The following is a 16,634-nucleotide window of genomic DNA, read 5'->3' as shown; positions in this document are numbered from 1 at the left end:
GTTTAATGCGTAGCCTTATGTTAATATCCTTAATCGTTAGATATCACGTCAAGCCTAAGAAATGCATATGGATGAATATTCATAAACCGTAAAACTCCGCTCAATTCCGCTCTAATCACTTTCTCCGAACACCCAAAGTAAAAAATCCCGTGAAATAAAAGATTCTGATGGTTATGGGTCCAAGAATAAAGTGGTTGGTGGCGGCTATGGTGGTTGTTGCTGCAGTTGCCTCCCTGCTCATCAAGGCCTTATTCTTCCCCGCACATCCGATCTTTGTCGCTACCATGCCCACCTATTATGGCCGAGTCGCCTGTAATGATGGTTATGACTTAGTTATTCCAGGCAATACGACAATAGTCCTCATTTACCACGTCCACGGCAACCTAACAATCAACTACGCATCCCTCGAAATCGACTTCCCACTGAGTATCATAAACAGGACACTCTCAGCATTATCCAGCGTCAACCCCGGCAATGCCATGTGGTTTGGAGTTTACCTAAATGGTAGGTTGATTGCCGTTGGTAACTACACAAACCCCGTGGATGCCTTACTCTACGCCGTAAGTCAGCCATACCCATATGTCTACTACAACACGACAGTGAATAGGTACGAGACGATTCCCAATAGGACAATGACCTTCTGGCAATTCATGAAGGCCGAGAACATCTCGGTATTCCACACGGCAATCATTGCCAGATTACCCACGGCGATTAACGTTAGACCTGGCGATACCATAGCCCTCATACTCTACTCCGCAGTCCCTTACGCATTGCTGGTCTGCAGCATTACGAGCGAGGCCGAGGAGGTGCAGTTAATGGCTAGGTATGGCTGGGTTGGTAAGCCTGGCACGCCATTAACGGCCCAACAATTGATTGAGGCTGGTCAGTACATAACCGAGGTACCCACGATATACCTAATGAGCAAGCCACCAACTGCCGGAAGCCAGGAGGCAATAAGCATAAGCGGCGTAAAGCCATACATAAACAACACAGCACCAATATACGCATTAGCATACTGGTAATGAGCGTAACGGCAAGAAAATTAGGGTAATTCAACTACCTTCAGAAGCTCACTGTGTGGTTGCCTTCCTTGGTAGACCTGAAGCCTTGCTAGGACGTCCATGAAAATAGCGGGAAGAAAAGCAGTGCCGCCGGGTCCTTTATTTCTATGGTCGTCACCGTAATCAAGTTACTCCACTAGCTATTAAGTCAGCGATGGGCATCACAATTATCATTATATGCATATGCTTAACGGCGTTAGCTCCTGGTGTTGGTAATGCTTAAAAAGGTATTTTACATGCTATTGATTATGCCTAACCTGTACCTGTATGCTGTGGTTGCTCTGGTGGTTATTCTCGTGGTTGTTGGTGCTTACCTCGGCATGATGGTTGGTAATGAGGCTTCGAAGATCTCGACATTACAAGGTGAGGTTAAATGCATTGAAGATGAATTATACGGTATTGAAGACACAATATAGTCAGCTCGAGATTAATTACACAACATTACAAGCCCAGTACAATCAACTACAAAGCCAATACCGGCAGTTGCAGAGTGAGTACTCAAGCCTAATGGCAAATTACACGGGTATTATAAATACATTATCGTCCTTCAAGTCAATGGCTAAGCCAACTCTTTATTACTTCCAGAGTGGCGAGGTCGGTAGTTTCATATTGTTCCTTAACATAACCAATCCAACGAGTGAGCCCATGAATTTAACCATGGAGGTTTACGTAGGTCCTCCTCTCTCTACTGACTTAATCACCTTATCAGCGATAATTTATGCACCGCCAAACACTACATTAGCATTACCACTAATGCTCGCGCTCTATAACTCATCAGCATTAGAATTCACGGGGTTTGAGTGGAGTGGAGGTTTCTCTGGATTTTACTCATTGAGTATGTTTACGAGAATGAACCTTACAATCACAATACTCACTAATAAATTAACCAACCTAGGCTTAGCGGGTGTCACATATAATACATCAATAGTCACGGCATTACCTGTCAATAAACCATTCGGCTACGCAATAGCTTACCCATCGTCTAGCGGCATGACTATATACCTTGACAACCCACTCCCTAATCCAATAGTCATCAACAGCTACACGGTCTACGCCTATAATAACACGGTATTGGTATCGTGCAAGGTAGGTACGTCACCCACCATAAATTCCACAACCCTTACCGAGGGCTTGGACTTACCAACACAATCAATTAATTATTCGTACTTTTCAACCCTTGTGATAACGCCAAATGGTCCAGTTGAACAGACAATCTCGTTGGGGGCAATATCCTGCAGTAATAATTTCGTATTTCCAAGTAGCATAGCCCAAATGCCCTACGGCTATGTAGTGCTGAATACGAACATTGGGAACATAACAATACCACTACTGCCAGGCTATGGCTGGTGGTTTAGCTAATTATGAAGACTTCATGATTAACCAAACTCAAAAATAAGCCTGATTATTTATAGCACCAAGGTATTCTCGATTTAACCAATTAATTAATCAGGGCATTAACGTAAATGCTAAGGATTAGGGTAATAACTCGATATTACTATGCTTGGCACGAAGGAGAGACTATGAACCAGGAAGAACTGAACACATTTTGGTGCGGCCGCCGGGATTTGAACCCGGGTTCTGCGGCTCGGGGGGCCGCCATCCTAGACCAGTCTAGACGACGGCCGCAGAGTAATAGTAGGTCTTGAGGGTTTTAAGTTTTAGTTTGGGCTGGGTTTAATGTTGAGGGTTTGGCATTTTTCATTCAATCTAATTTACTACGTCCAGGCATACCGCTTAGTGGTCTAGTTGCGTTTTAGTGGTTAATTATTATATTTAAGGTAAATGCCTTACGATGCGTTGATTTATTTCATGCTTTCTCACTCCTATATTGTTGTTGCTATTTATATCATGGTGGCGGGTATATATTATTCTCGAGATAGTAAATTTTAAATATGTGTTATGTTCGTGCCTATATAGAGGTGACCAGATGGAAATGGAAACCCTGTACTAGAACGGGAGGTGAGGATATCTAAGGTTGGTGGTTCACTGTTAACTGTGGGTAATGTCCTTAATGTGATCGGTAGGGTTGTTGGTAGGGATTACCTGGGTAATAAGCTTGTGCTTGTTGTTTCGGCTATGAAGGGGGTTACGGACCAATTAATAAGGGCCTTTGATAATCACGACCCAAACGCACTTGATAATGCATTATCAACGTACATGAGTGAAGCCCTTAATCTCGGCCTTAATGACCTGGCATCCTTCCTCGAACTCGCGCGTGAGGAGTTGCGTAGGTTCATAAACCTCGGTGAGCCTTGGGTTAGGGATTACGTGATCATCCACGGTGAGTTACTCTCGACGTTGTTAATTGAGAGGGCGCTGAATGATTTGCTTGGCTTAAGGGCTAAGGCTGTTTACGAGCCTGGCATAGTTACGGATAGTAATTGGGGCTTTGCATCGGTTAATCACGAGTTGAGTAGTAAGTACGTGATTGAGAGGGTGGGCGGCGTATTGAGTAAGTATGATGTTGTTGTGGTCCCCGGCTTCCTGGGAGTAACCAGTGATGGTAGGTACACGTCCCTAGGTAGGGGTGGTAGTGATTACACGGCGTCCCTACTCGCGAGTTACCTGGGTGCGTCACGGTTAACCTTCTACACGGACAGTGGTGGTATACTCAGTGGTGATCCAAGGATTATAAACGACGCGGTACTCCTTAGGGAGGTTGGTTATGACGAGGCCTACACGGCGTCATTACTTGGCGCCAAGAAGTTCCACCCAAGGACCTTTGAGCCATTATTAAAGAGTAAGGTCTTAACCATCATAACTGATCCCTGGCGTGAGGATGGTACGTACGTAGTAAATAACTGCATCACAACGCCCAAGCTAATTACCCTAAATGAGGTTGGGGGTGCGTTCAGGGTCTCCGTGGTGGGCTGTAGAATTTCACAGGTGAGTCACCTGAGGGGTGAGGCGTATGAGATAATGGCGTCATACGACGCTAAAGTAATTAATGATGACCAACACGCGGTGTCGGCATTATTAAATGAGTGGGATGACGCGGTTTCCCTGGCAAGGGACCTCCATAGGTGGGTGAGGTCATGGATCGCGTGAGGGTATCAATACTCGGGGCCACGGGACTCGTCGGGCAGTGGATGGTTAAGTTGCTGGCTAACCACCCATTCATTGAAGTCGTTGGTTTATCGGCATCCCCGGGTAAGGTTGGTCGTAAGTATGGCGAGGTGGTTCACTGGTTCATACCAGGTGATGTGCCTGAGTATGCCAGGGACATCACGCTGGTTTCCACGGACCCCCCAGACCATAAGTCGGCCGATGTGGTTCTCTCGGCATTACCAAACGATGTTGCCTGGCCCATTGAGAGTAGGCTATTGAGCGCTGGGTTGAACGTTATTTCAAACGCGTCGCCGGAGAGGATGAATCCGAGGATCCCACTGATAAACCCTGAGGTTAATTGGGAGCACCTAAACATACTCAGGGAGGTTAAGGGTAATTGGGTTGTTAAGAACCCGAACTGCACGGCTGCGATAATATCAATGCCCATAAAGCCTATTCAAGACCTAATCGACTCACTACACATAGTTACACTACAGTCTGTCTCTGGGGCCGGCTACCTGGGTCTGTCCTACCTGGCAATTGATGGTAATGTAATACCATTCATAAAGGGTGAGGAGGAGAAGATCGAGGCTGAGCTGAATAAGATGTTGGGTAAGCAATTCCCCGAGAAGTTCGAGCCCTGGGGCAAGCCTGTGTACGTAACGACGACCAGGGTACCCGTTAAGTATGGGCACATGGCCGTAATACACGCCGTGCTGACTAAGGATGTGGACACTGAGTATATAATTAATAGGTTGAGTAGGTTTAGATCCCTACCTCAGGAGAGGGAGTTGCCCACGGCACCCAGGGAGCCGATTAAGGTTATTAATAGGGTTGACGCACCCCAACCTGCCAGGGATTTGGACCCAATGGCTGTCAGTGTCGGTAGGGTGTCGGTTAGGGATAGGGTGTTAAGGCTTGTGGCGCTGGGAGATAACCTGGTGCGTGGTGCAGCTGGGATCACAATACTCACTGTGGAGACCATGAAGGCTCTGGGCATACTCTAAAAATGCGTTAATCCCCTAAATGATTAATTATGTACATTAAATCCGTTAATACGGCTTGCGCAGTCTCCATGGGCCCGGCCCCAGGCCCTATAACCATAACATCGCCTAGGGTGTCCGTGTTAATCCTCAATGCGTTCAAGTTCTCATTAACGTGAGCCAGAACATCACTCCTACTCAATGGGACTGGCTTAACGTACGCAGTCTCCGCATTGGCGTAGGCTATGAGCTTAACAACCCTATCCCCATAGGCCCTAATGTCTATGTCACGTATACCCCTAACCTCCATGCCCTCAAGGCTATGCCTCCAACCAAGCACCCTCGAAATAATGATTGCCTTCAGCGCAGCATCCCAACCATCAATGTCCAGGGATGGGTCAGCCTCCGCATAACCCCTTTCCTGGGCCAGCCTGAGGGCTTCGTTGAAGTTCATGCCCTCGTACATCCTCGTGAGTATGTAGTTTGTGGTGCCGTTGAGTATGCCCATGAAGTAATTAACCTTAATGCCAGGTAATAGGTCGATTATGTTGAAGGATGGCGTGCCCGCCATCACCGTGCCCTTAAACCTAACAAGCCTATTAAACCTCCTGCTAAGTTCCATCAACTCATCGTAGTGGAAGGCTATTGGGCCCTTATTGGTCGTAATCACGTGCTTACCGCTCCTGATGGCTGTCGATAAATAGGTGAATGCGGGCTCACCCCTATCCTTAACGTTTAAATCCGTGAACTCACAGACAATGTCTGCATCGCTCCCCTCAATAAGCCTGGGAATCTCATTAATGTCCACCCTCTTACCAAGCAATTTGCCGCTACGTGCATCATCAACGACACTAGGTCCTGGATTAACTATATGCCCACGCCTCCTATCAATTATCTCACTAACATAAACATCAACACCAAGTAAATCCCTCTTTAAATTCAATAACCTGAAGAAGGCCTGACCAACATTCCCAAAGCCAATTATCAATACCCTATATCTCCTCATGCGTTATTAATAACATGTAATTTATAATTTATTTAAGAGCATTACCATGGGACAATGCCCTATTAATTTAATGGTAATGCTTAAATAACCTAAATAATTGAGGTTACTTGGGGATTGAAATGGAAACCCAGGCATGAGACCTAGATTCCTCAGTAAATACATCCTAAAGTGTCCAAGGTGTGGTTTCGAGACCGAGGCGAGCCCATACGTAATGAGGTGCCCAAGGTGTGGTGAATTACTTGATGCATTATTAATCGCTGATAGGGTTAGGTTGAACTGGGGAGGTTTACGGGGTAGGGGTGTATGGAGGTATAGGGAATTACTGCCTGAGCCGGGTAATACCGTCACGATGGGCGAGGGCGCAACGCCATTAATTAGGTTAAGAGGTCATGGCAATGCCTATGTCAAGTTTGAGGGTGCAAACCCAACGGGCTCCTTTAAGGATAGGGGGATGACTGTCGGCGTTTCATTGGCGTTGTCAATAGGTGTTAAGGGGGTTATAGTGGCGTCAACGGGGAATACTGCGGCGTCCGCGGCGGCCTACGCGGCTAGGGCAGGCCTTGAGTGCCTAGTGGTTCTACCAAAGGGTGGTGTTGCCAAGGGCAAGTTGGGGCAGGCGATGCTGCATGGTGCGAAGATCGCCGAGGTTCCTGGCACATTTGATAATGCGTTGGAGTACGTATTAGAGGCTGTATTGAGTGATGGCCGTGTCAACAACGTTAATTACTACCCACTTAATTCGATAAATCCCTGGAGGTTGGAGGGGCAGAAGACCATAGCCTATGAAATTGTGGAGGAGATTGGTGTCCCGGATTACGTCTTTGTCCCGGTGGGTAATGGTGGCAATATATACGCCATTTGGAAGGGGTTTAGGGAGTTGGTGGATTTTGGCGTGATTGATCGCGTACCGAAAATGATTGGTGTCCAAGCATCAGGGGCTGCGCCGATGGTTAGGTATTGGAGGGGCTTGGGTGAGGCGAGGATTGATAACCCAAGGACTGTGGCCTCGGCAATAAGGATTGGTAGGCCAATTAATTGGTTTAGGGCTTATAGGGCTGTTAAGTATAGTGGTGGTGAATTCATTGAGGTTAGTGATGATGAGATATTAATGGCTCAGAGAATGCTTGGTAGGGAGGGCATCGGCGTCGAACCTGCCAGCGCGGCATCACTGGCTGGTTACTTAAAGGCTTTGGGTGAGGGCATGGTTGACGCTGGGGATAAGGTAGTATTAATAGCCACCGGCCACGCACTAAAGGATCCAGACACACTACTAATGAATAGTAATGTGAATATGGTTAGTGTCTCGTCATTGGATGAGTTGAGGTCCCTAATAGTTGCCCAGGAACCAGGAATATAGTATATAGTGATTACCCTGGTATTAATAGAAGAACATATGCAATCAGGTAAAACTTAAATAAACTAAGTATGTGATGAATCGGTGAGTTATGAAGCTGGAACACAGGTAAGTAGGTGGCGTAATGTCGTTGGTTCAATGCTGGGTTGGGGCTTAGATGCCTATGACTTCGTTGCCTATGCCTTTGTAGCGCCAGTAATAGCGCAGGTATTCTTTAGTCAGCTTGGTCGTTTAGGCTCAATGCTTGCAACGCTGGCCGCCTTCAGCGTTTCACTTGCCGTTAGACCACTCGGTGGTGTCTTCTTTGGTAACCTTGCGGATAAGGTCGGTAGGAGGTATGTACTGTACATGACAATGCTTGGCGCCGGCTTATCAAGCTTCCTAATGGGCTTCCTACCAACCTATGCCCAGGCAGGCCTAGTCGCCATTGCACTCCTCATAATACTCAGGTTCGCAGTCGGCTTCTTCCTGGGCGGTGAGTACTCATCGAGTGGCGTCATGGCTGTTGAAAGTGTCACTAAGTGGAGGGGCCTGGCCAGTGGCATTATGCAGGCTGGTTTCGACATTGGCATATTCGGCGTGACCTTCACATACACTCTGGTGGCTACCTACTTGCCAGAGAACGCAATGTATACCATTGGTTGGAGGATAGTGTTCTGGAGTGGCATAGTGACCACGATCATTGGCTGGTTATTTAGGAGGAGATTCCTAACCGAGGCCCCTGAGTGGGAGGTTGCGGAGAAGGTGAGGAGTCCGTACAGGACACTGTTCACTAAGTACTGGCTACCCGTAATAACGATACTACTGGCCACGATGGGCTTCCTCTACGAGTACTACGTAATGCTTGAGCTCTCACCATTCGTACTACAGAACGTGCTTAATTACTCATCAGCCCTGGCGGGCCTAATACTCACAGTACTCTCCGCGAGTGACGCCATTGGCAGTATCTTCGGCGGTGTATTGGTTGATTGGTTCAGGAGCTCGGCAAGGGCCTTACTGGCCACGGCATTAATAATCATAGCCCTCATATACCCAACAATGTACGCAATACTCATACTAAGCAACGGCTGGTTAGTACTGCTCTGGGACTTCATAGCGGTGCTACCCGTCGGCGTACTGCAGGTCTACATAAGGGACCTACTACCACCAAGCGTCAGAGCCACAGGCGCCGGCCTAAGTTATAATGGTGGCACTTGGTTGGCGGCTTGGGCCGCAATAATAACGACACTAATGGCAGGAGCCTCCACAAGGCCGGAACCCTGGCTAACGGCAATAACAATAAACATGATTTGGAGTAGCATATTAATAGTGATAAGTTCTATGATTGCAATAGCCCTCATTAAAAGGGCCCGTCGGGAATAATACTTCAAATTAATTAAACCCAAAGATTGTTAAAATTAAGTTATATAGAATTATAATGTAATGTTTATAAATTATTAATTCCGTGTGAGGGTTGATGTCTTGGAAGGGTGTATTATCCCTTAACTTCTATGAGGAACCAAACGTTGGCTATAAGGTACATAGGCTTCACTTTAATGAGAATTTATTCCTACCACGTGAGTACTACGAGAAACTACTTACCGTGTTGTTAGACCCTGACATGATTAGGTACTATACTGAGCCCCTTAACCCCACGTTTAATGAGGCGTTGGCTAAGTACCTCAATATTGATGTTAATAATGTGTTTTCCGTAGCCGGCGGTGATGAGGGATTGAGGTTACTCATTCAATTTGCGCTACATGGGTTTAGGAAGGTCCTTATCGTTGAGCCCACGTACTCAATGCCCAAGGTCCTGGCAGAGTCCATGAGGGTTGATACCGATCAATTCCTTCTTAAAGAAGATACCTACGAACTAGATATTGATGGCATAGTTAAAATTGGGGATTCTTACGACGTTATTTACATATGTAATCCAAACAATCCAACGGGTAATTTATTCAATAGGGAATTAATTGAATACTTATTGCCCCGCGTTAAATCTCTCGTGGTTATTGATGAGGCTTACGCAGAATTTGCTAGGTATAGCCTTACCGATTTAATTAGGGATTATGATAACCTGGCAATAGTGAGGACATTCTCCAAAGCCTGGGGCCTGGCGGGTCTCAGGGTGGGCTATGTAGTAGCCTCTGACGTGGTCATTAATGGACTTAGCAGATTATCATTATCTCACAACATTCCATATCCCTCAATGGCCTTGGTATTACGGGCCCTGGAATTAAGGGATTACGTTGAGAGGAGCATTGATGAAATGATTAATGTAAGGGAATACATGATTAAGTCATTGAGAGATTTAGACTTGAGACCAATACCCTCAGTAACCAATTTCGTAACATTCCACGTGGGTAGTCCCAACAGGGCTGATGATATATATAGCAAGTTGTTTAATAAGGGCTTCGTGGTCAGGAACTTAAGCGGTAAGGTTCTTTGTGAGGATTGCCTTAGGGTTACGGTGCCCCCCAAGCCCATTGCCACAGAATTCATTGACGCATTGGACGATGTTCTTCGTGGTTTAAATAAGTAAGTTACATGGCTGTGCGGTTAGTGTAATTATTATTTTTAAGTCTATGGTAATACTTATATACCCTAAATATATGCGTTCCCGATGGCACTGGAACATGCATAATGGCAATCCCGTCAAAGGGTCGTTTAGTACAACCAACGATTAAACTGCTTGAGGATGTTGGTATTAGGTTGCAGGTTTATGATGATAGGGCGTTAATGATACCGACAAATTGGTCGGACTTAAACATCATTAGGGTTAGGCCTGAGGATATACCGTACATTGTTGAGTCCAGCGCCGCTGTTATGGGTATTACGGGGCTTGATTATGTCGTTGAGAGTCAGTCGAGGGTTAAGGTTGTTGAGAGGTTGGGCTTTGGTAATGGGAAGATCGTAGTTGCTGTGCCGAGTACATCAGGCATTAATAGCATCAATGATATGGAGGATGGGATAAGGGTTGCGACGAAGTACGTTAATTTAACAATGAATTATTTCAAGGCTTATGGCAAGAATGTGAGGATAGTCAGGATATCGGGTAGTGCCGAGATAATGCCTCTCCTCGGCGTGGCTGAGGCCATAGTCGATGTAATGTCGACAGGAACCACACTAAAGATTCATGGATTGAAACCGATCGGCGTGATCACGGAGACGGAGGCCGTACTCATAACCAGCAATACAGGGTTTGATAAATGCGGCGAAGTAATGGAGAGATTCCTCCTACTACTACGTGGCGTTAAATCCTCAATTAATAAGAAGTTGGTCTTAATGAACGTACCCACGGAGTACCTGTCCAAGGTACTATCCATATTACCCGCCATGGAGGGGCCCACCGTGGCCGACATCGCGAATAAGCCATTTAAGGAGGTAATCAGCGTGGTCCCTGAGAATGAATTACCGAGTCTCCTCGTTAAATTAAAGAATGCAGGTGCCAAGGACATACTGGTCATGAGTATTGAGAAGGTGATTGCTTAATGATTATCATACCATCAATCGACATAAGCGGTGGTTATGCAGTCAAGAGGGTTAGGGGTGTGAGGGGTACGGAGTTAATTAGGCTCAGTGTGGATGAAGCAATTAAATTAACGAGGAGATTCAACTTCGTACACATAGTCGACTTGGACGGTGCCGAGCAGGGTAGATTAGTGAATATTGATTCAATAGCCAGGATAAGCCGTGAATTCAACAGTAAATGCGAAGTGGGCGGTGGCATTAGGACGCCCGAGGTCGGTAAGGAAGCCCTTAAGTTATGTAGTAAGGTCGTCATAGGCACCGCAGCCCTCGAGGGGCCAGGTGCCATTAATGAGTTCATTAAGAGCCTTGGTTATGAGTCTGTTGTGGTTTCGATAGACGTATTGGGGAATTTCGTAATGAGCAGGGGCTGGACTAAACCCGTAGGTGAGTTACAAGCAGTCATAAACTCATTACCCAGGGTACACACCCTAATTTACACAGCCATTGATGTGGAGGGTACCGGCGCGGGTCCCCTAATTAGTCGGGAAGTAATTGAATTACTGAGGAGTAAGGCTGACGAGGTTTTCTACGCGGGTGGCATCTCCACATGCGGGCATATCGAGCAATTAAGGGATTTGGGTCTCGATGGGGTCATTATAGGCTATGCACTCTATGTGAAGGGTGTTGACTGTGCAGGGAGCTGGGGTTAGGCGGGCTGAGGTTAGGCGTGAGACAAGGGAGACGAGAATTTACGTGGAATTGGCATTAACCCCAGGCGGTATTAGGGTTTCGACACCAATTAAATTCCTCAACCACATGCTTGAGACATTCATATTTTACATGAATGCGTCGGGGGAGATCGTAGCCGAGGACCTGAGGGGGTTCGATGATCACCATGTTGCTGAGGATGTCTCCATAGCCCTGGGCATGGCGATAGATAGGGTGTTGGGTGATAGGGTCGGTATTAGGAGGTTTGGCTGGTCCATGGTTCCCATGGACGACGCACTCGCGGTGACTTCTGTGGATCTTGGGGGCAGGGCTTATTGGGTGTTTAGGGGGTCATTCATTGGTGAGAGGATTGGCGACTTAACGACACAGATGATACCCCACATCATTAGGACCTTAGCCACGTACTCAAGGGCGACCATACACGCGGAGATAAGGTGGGGTGAGAATGACCACCACATGGCCGAGGCGCTGTTTAAGTCCCTGGGACTCTCGATGGCGCAGGCCATGGAGTACGTTGATAACTCAGTGAGGAGTCTGAAGGGGACCCTGCAATGAGGCCCCTAGGCATCGTTAGGAGGATTATACCCTGCCTCGACGTAGACGCGAACGTGGTGGTTAAGGGCATCAACTTCGAGGGTCTTAGGGTAATGGGCGACCCGGTGGAGTTGGCGAGTAGGTATGAGGAGGAGGGTGCCGACGAGATTTTCCTCCTCGACATAACGGCCACCATCGAGGGTAGGAAGACGTTCCTAAGGACTGTTAGGGATGTTGCAGGCGCGATAAACATACCGCTGGGCGTCGGTGGTGGCATAAGGAGTCTTGAGGATGCGGACGCGGCATTTAAGGCGGGGGCTGACAAAGTTAGTGTGAACACTGCGGCCGTTAGGAACCCTGAGTTAATAACAGTACTTTCCAGGGAGTATGGCGCACAGTCGGTGGTTGTGGCGATCGACGTTAGGAGGCGCGGTAATTCATGGAGGGTCTACGTGGAGAGTGGTAAAAGGGAAACCAACCTTGATGGTGTTAAATGGGCCAGGAGGGCTGAGGAACTTGGCGCTGGCGAGTTATTAATAACGAGCATTGACGCGGACGGCACTAGGGCGGGTTATGACGTGGAGCTCTATAGGGCAATTTCTGAAGTAGTTAATATACCAGTCATCGCCAGTGGCGGTGCTGGTAAGGTTGAGCACTTCGCGGAGGTCCTGAAGTACGCAGACGCAGCCCTCGCCGCGAGTGTTTTTCACATGGGGCTAATAAACATTCAGGGGCTTAAGGCTTACCTAATGGAGAGGGGCATTAAGGTGAGGATGTGATTTTATGAATGTAAGTTGGTGACACGCTAATTATTGAGATTATTGATATTGATAATGTAGATGGGTGTTGCCGTTAAGGGGTTCACGGGACGGCTTAGATTTCGTTAAATTCTGACGAGGGGTTTCCAGCGTCATTAAACAATATGCGTAGGTTACTTATGTTGTTTGAGTCGAAGCATGAGCGGGTACCCAGGTGGCATGCATTACCGACCTGATACACAAGTAGGAGTACCGCGTCCCTATCGCAATCAACCCTGAAACCTACTAAGTATTGGTAATGACCACTGGTCTCACCCTTTAGCCAAAGCTTCTTCCTACTCAATGACCAGTAGTGCACCATGCCCGTGGTCAGCGTCTTTATTACGGCATCCCTATTCATACTCGCAACCATCAACACGTCCTTCGTCTCGTAGTCCTGGGCCACGGCTACCACGGTATTGTCGGTATGCCTATACCATAGGGAATCAGCGATCTTCCTGGCCTCATCCTCACTGAGCCTAAGCACCTTAATGTTGCCTGGTGGATTGAACATTATATTTACCGAGGCATCCCGACTATTTAGTTTTTCTGTATGGGGCATAATTGATATAAAGCATATATAGACTTAAGCGGTGATGGTGTGTCAATTCCTGGATGAGTTGCAGGACATAATCGATGATAGGATTAAGCACGGAAACTCCAATAGTTACACCCATAGGCTGGTCAGTGGTGGTGTGGACTTGATTAGTAAGAAGGTTGGTGAGGAGGCTGTGGAGGTCGTAGTAGCCGCCATGAGGGGTGATAGGGATTGGGTAGTTAGGGAAACGGCGGACTTAATGTATCACTTACTCGTTCTCCTCAGGTTCATGGGCATTAAATTCGATGATGTGTGTGAGGAGTTAACCAATAGGCACATGGCGAGGATTGGTCCCAATGGTTAGGGTCGGCATTATAAACTACGGCGTAGGTAACCTGGGAAGCCTAATTAATGCATTTAGGAGGGTTGGTTCTGAGCCTACGATCATCAATGAGCCTGGTGAATTCATGAACGTGAACGCCATAGTGCTTCCAGGCGTTGGCTCCTTCGACGCCGCCATGTCCAGGCTTGATAAATTCAAGGACGCACTGACAGGGATTAGGGGTTCAATGCCGATACTCGGTATTTGCCTTGGACTACAGGTAATGTTTGAAGCCAGTGATGAGGGTTCACTGGGTGGCTTATCATGGTACCCAGGCCGAGTCAATAGGCTGAAAGGGCCTAGGGTGCCACACATTGGTTGGGACCTCGTGAAAACAGTGAAGCCCTGTGAATTACTTAGCGATAATGGGTACTTCTACTTCATGCATAGCTACGCCGTGATTAACCCGGGCGGTGAAATACCGTACTCGGGAATCACGCATTACGGAGGAGATAGCATACTCAGTGTGTTGTGTGATGAAAGAGTCGTAACATTTGGCGTTCAATTCCACCCAGAAAAGAGCTCCAAAAATGGCCTTGAGGTATTACGACGATTTATCGAGATTGCCCGTAAGTAGCCACTCCGTTATTGACCTAGCGTGGTTATTAAAGCCCTCCCGCACAGCCAGTGAGGCTCCATGCCTTGCTAAGTCACTTACCAAGTCCTTACTAACGGCTTTAACATAGGCCACGGGCTTCAGGAAGTCATAAACCGAGAGGGCACCCCTCCACCTAGCGGAGGACTCGGTGGGCAATACGTGGCTTGGGCCGGCAACGTAGTCAATCATTGCGGAGGGCATTGAAATGGACACGGCACCGGCATTCCTAATATTATTAATTAGGTTCCCCAGGCCCCATAGCGTCACGTGCTCTGGCGCCAACTCGTTTATTAAGTCCACGCAATCCTTAGGCCCATCAACGAGCGTTGATAAGTAATTTAGGTTATTGAGCCTCGACTCGATGGCGTTCAGGTACTTCTCATCCCAGGTAATTACCACCGCGATCGCCGAGTTATGCTCAAGCTGAGCCATAATGTCCAGGGCAACGACGCCCGGATCAACCGATGGGTCCGCACAAACTACAAGCTCGGTTGGGCCCTCAATACCGTCAATACCCACGTACTGCGAGACCAGGTACTTAGCCGCCTGCACATAGGCATTACCTGGTCCAACGATCTTATCAACCTTGGGTATCGACTCCGTCCCAAAGGCCATGGCAGCAACGGCCTGCGGACCACCCACCCTGAACACCCTGGCGTTTAACTTGAGCGCCACGTAGGCTATCTCCGGGCTTATGCTGCCGTCCCCATTCGGCGGTGTCGTCACCACCAACTCCTTAACACCTGCCACCCTGGCTATGACACCCGTCATTATGAGTGTCGAGAAATAACCCCTGGGCACGTAAATCCCAACCCTCCCAATCGGCACCCACCTAACCCCCCTAATCAACCCACAACACTCCTCCTCGAAATCCCTGGGCATTAACCTACGGTTAAAGTCCTCCACGGACCTGTAAGCCGCATCTATTGCCTGCGCAGTGTCCTTATCGACCTTAGACGCCAGCACCCTTAACTCATCTATGTCAACCTCAATCTTCGTAAGCGCGACACCATCGAATTTTCTAGTATATTCAATCACGGCCTCATCACCCCTAGCCTTAACGTCATTCACAATAGCCCTGACAGCATCTACGTACTTATCTAAAGTCCTCACCCTCCTAAACTCATTAAGGAGTGACTCCTTACTTAGCCTCAGGGAAGGCACCCATAAGCGCTTAAATACATGCTTTTAAGCATGCCACTGGCCATGATAATCATCGACGTGCCGCTTCACATCACGAGTATTTGGTTACCGATATATGGAAACGACCCAGTGAATACGGGTTCTTTGGGCTGCGGCATCGTCATAAGGCCCGGGGTGAGGTTCATGTTTAAGCCGACGGCCAGTCCTACTAGGTATGGCATTGACCACGTGGACCTGGCACTTAGGGAGTTGGGCGTTAATGCGGAGGTTAATTACTCATCGCCCGTGCAGTTAGGTGTTGGCTATGGTATGAGCGCCGCACTCGCGCTAGGCACAGCCCTGGGCGCCGCCGTAATTGCGCGTAAGCCGTTAATAAAGGCAGCCCAGGTTGCCCACGTGATTGAGGTGAGGCTTGGTACCGGGCTCGGCGATGTGATTGCAGAGTACTACGGAGGGGGCATCGAACTAAGGCTAAGGGCTGGTGCCCCTGGGATCGGCATCATTGATAGGATCCCATACCCACGGGATTTAGCGATCGTAACCGCGGACCTGGGTAGATACTCGACGAGTGATATGCTCCGTGAATTGAGGGATAAATTGGCAACGTTAGGCAGTAAGTACGTAAATGAATTAATCAGTGAGCCAACCTATGAGAAGTTCACGGAACTAAGCACGGCATTCTCCAGGGAAGTGGGCTTCCTAACCAGAGACCTTGAGGATAGGGTAAAGCCATGCGCACGTTATGCCGACGCCTATTACGTTAAGAAGAGGGTCCTGGTATTCCTAACGCGTAGGGATGAGGTCGAGGCATTAATTAATTGTTTAAGGACCGTCGGTTATGAGGTGAGGGTCTTTGAACCATCAAATGAGGGGGTTAGGGTAATGATTAATAAAGACGTATTTAAATAAGATACATTAAGTATGCATAAATAGAGTATAACTATTATGGATATAAGACTGAGGAGTTACTGATTTTATAGGATTAATAATCACGGTAACAGGTACACTAAG

At 47.7% G+C, this 16,634-nt stretch carries 18 protein-coding genes and 1 tRNA gene; 15 read left to right on the top strand and 4 right to left on the bottom strand.

What is annotated here, in order from left to right; all coding sequences use genetic code 11:
• The first annotated feature begins 173 nt into the window (after window positions 1–173).
• From VDIS_RS02985 to VDIS_RS02975, 3 genes are all read left to right on the top strand, one after another.
• On the top strand, window positions 174–1,022 hold the full coding sequence (locus tag VDIS_RS02985; RefSeq protein ID WP_148678195.1) for a hypothetical protein: 849 nt from the start codon (window positions 174–176) through the stop codon (window positions 1,020–1,022).
• Between the two features lie 287 nt (window positions 1,023–1,309).
• On the top strand, window positions 1,310–1,477 hold the full coding sequence (locus tag VDIS_RS12795) for a hypothetical protein (RefSeq protein ID WP_171804834.1): 168 nt from the start codon (window positions 1,310–1,312) through the stop codon (window positions 1,475–1,477).
• A complete protein-coding gene (locus tag VDIS_RS02975) occupies window positions 1,461–2,420 on the top strand; it encodes a TrbJ/VirB5 family protein (protein WP_148678194.1) in 960 nt (319 codons plus the stop codon). Before VDIS_RS12795 ends, VDIS_RS02975 begins: the two co-directional genes overlap by 17 nt.
• A gap of 188 nt (window positions 2,421–2,608) precedes the next feature.
• Here the strand turns inward: VDIS_RS02975 and VDIS_RS02970 are convergent.
• Window positions 2,609–2,687, bottom strand: a tRNA-Gly gene (locus tag VDIS_RS02970).
• A 333-nt stretch (window positions 2,688–3,020) separates the two neighbouring features.
• Here VDIS_RS02970 and VDIS_RS02965 point away from each other — a divergent pair.
• Together VDIS_RS02965 and asd are read left to right on the top strand one after the other, a co-directional pair.
• Complete coding sequence (locus VDIS_RS02965) at window positions 3,021–4,109, top strand: amino acid kinase family protein (RefSeq protein ID WP_013335730.1); 1,089 nt, start codon at window positions 3,021–3,023, stop codon at window positions 4,107–4,109.
• Complete coding sequence (asd, locus tag VDIS_RS02960; protein WP_013335729.1) at window positions 4,097–5,116, top strand: aspartate-semialdehyde dehydrogenase; 1,020 nt, start codon at window positions 4,097–4,099, stop codon at window positions 5,114–5,116. The genes VDIS_RS02965 and asd overlap by 13 nt, the downstream gene beginning before the upstream one ends.
• Window positions 5,117–5,123: 7 nt before the next feature.
• On the opposite strand, the gene VDIS_RS02955 is transcribed toward asd, so the two are convergent.
• Complete coding sequence (locus VDIS_RS02955; RefSeq protein WP_013335728.1) at window positions 5,124–6,098, bottom strand: homoserine dehydrogenase; 975 nt, start codon at window positions 6,096–6,098, stop codon at window positions 5,124–5,126.
• A gap of 133 nt (window positions 6,099–6,231) precedes the next feature.
• Here VDIS_RS02955 and thrC point away from each other — a divergent pair, with 133 nt between their 5' ends.
• The 7 genes from thrC to hisF all read left to right on the top strand — a co-directional run bounded on the left by thrC (window position 6,232) and on the right by hisF (window position 12,944).
• Complete coding sequence (thrC, locus tag VDIS_RS02950; RefSeq protein ID WP_013335727.1) at window positions 6,232–7,455, top strand: threonine synthase; 1,224 nt, start codon at window positions 6,232–6,234, stop codon at window positions 7,453–7,455.
• A gap of 81 nt (window positions 7,456–7,536) precedes the next feature.
• Window positions 7,537–8,814 carry an MFS transporter gene (locus VDIS_RS02945; RefSeq protein ID WP_013335726.1) on the top strand — a complete coding sequence of 426 codons (1,278 nt, stop codon included), beginning with the start codon at window positions 7,537–7,539 and terminating at the stop codon, window positions 8,812–8,814.
• 94 nt (window positions 8,815–8,908) lie between these two features.
• Window positions 8,909–9,973: a pyridoxal phosphate-dependent aminotransferase gene (locus tag VDIS_RS02940; RefSeq protein WP_013335725.1), complete on the top strand. Its 1,065-nt coding sequence runs from the start codon at window positions 8,909–8,911 to the stop codon at window positions 9,971–9,973.
• A gap of 101 nt (window positions 9,974–10,074) precedes the next feature.
• Entirely contained in the window at window positions 10,075–10,923 is an 849-nt protein-coding gene (gene hisG, locus VDIS_RS02935; RefSeq protein ID WP_013335724.1) for an ATP phosphoribosyltransferase, read from the top strand.
• Window positions 10,923–11,612 carry a HisA/HisF-related TIM barrel protein gene (locus tag VDIS_RS02930; RefSeq protein ID WP_013335723.1) on the top strand — a complete coding sequence of 230 codons (690 nt, stop codon included), beginning with the start codon at window positions 10,923–10,925 and terminating at the stop codon, window positions 11,610–11,612. Before hisG ends, VDIS_RS02930 begins: the two co-directional genes overlap by 1 nt.
• Entirely contained in the window at window positions 11,593–12,186 is a 594-nt protein-coding gene (locus VDIS_RS02925; protein ID WP_148678192.1) for an imidazoleglycerol-phosphate dehydratase, read from the top strand. The genes VDIS_RS02930 and VDIS_RS02925 overlap by 20 nt, the downstream gene beginning before the upstream one ends.
• A complete protein-coding gene (gene hisF / locus VDIS_RS02920; RefSeq protein ID WP_013335721.1) occupies window positions 12,183–12,944 on the top strand; it encodes an imidazole glycerol phosphate synthase subunit HisF in 762 nt (253 codons plus the stop codon). The genes VDIS_RS02925 and hisF overlap by 4 nt, the downstream gene beginning before the upstream one ends.
• A 94-nt stretch (window positions 12,945–13,038) precedes the next feature.
• On the opposite strand, the gene hisI is transcribed toward hisF, so the two are convergent.
• A complete protein-coding gene (gene hisI, locus VDIS_RS02915) occupies window positions 13,039–13,476 on the bottom strand; it encodes a phosphoribosyl-AMP cyclohydrolase (RefSeq protein ID WP_013335720.1) in 438 nt (145 codons plus the stop codon).
• An 82-nt stretch (window positions 13,477–13,558) separates the two neighbouring features.
• Between hisI and hisE the strand changes: the two genes are divergently transcribed.
• On the top strand, window positions 13,559–13,864 hold the full coding sequence (gene hisE / locus VDIS_RS02910) for a phosphoribosyl-ATP diphosphatase (RefSeq protein WP_013335719.1): 306 nt from the start codon (window positions 13,559–13,561) through the stop codon (window positions 13,862–13,864).
• A complete protein-coding gene (hisH, locus tag VDIS_RS02905; RefSeq protein ID WP_013335718.1) occupies window positions 13,857–14,459 on the top strand; it encodes an imidazole glycerol phosphate synthase subunit HisH in 603 nt (200 codons plus the stop codon). Before hisE ends, hisH begins: the two co-directional genes overlap by 8 nt.
• Here hisH and hisD read toward each other — a convergent pair.
• Window positions 14,427–15,644, bottom strand: coding sequence for a histidinol dehydrogenase (gene hisD, locus VDIS_RS02900; RefSeq protein ID WP_013335717.1), 1,218 nt, complete (start codon window positions 15,642–15,644; stop codon window positions 14,427–14,429). The genes hisH and hisD overlap by 33 nt on opposite strands.
• Window positions 15,645–15,686: 42 nt before the next feature.
• Here hisD and VDIS_RS02895 point away from each other — a divergent pair, with 42 nt between their 5' ends.
• Window positions 15,687–16,532 (top strand): pantoate kinase, encoded by an 846-nt coding sequence (locus VDIS_RS02895; RefSeq protein ID WP_245522553.1) that lies wholly within the window; start codon window positions 15,687–15,689, stop codon window positions 16,530–16,532.
• The last annotated feature ends 102 nt before the right edge of the window (window positions 16,533–16,634 follow it).

Origin of the sequence: Vulcanisaeta distributa DSM 14429, assembly GCF_000148385.1 — an archaeon.
Taxonomy (GTDB): Archaea; Thermoproteota; Thermoprotei; order Thermoproteales; family Thermocladiaceae; genus Vulcanisaeta; species Vulcanisaeta distributa.
This window is presented reverse-complemented; position numbering and strand designations above follow the sequence as displayed.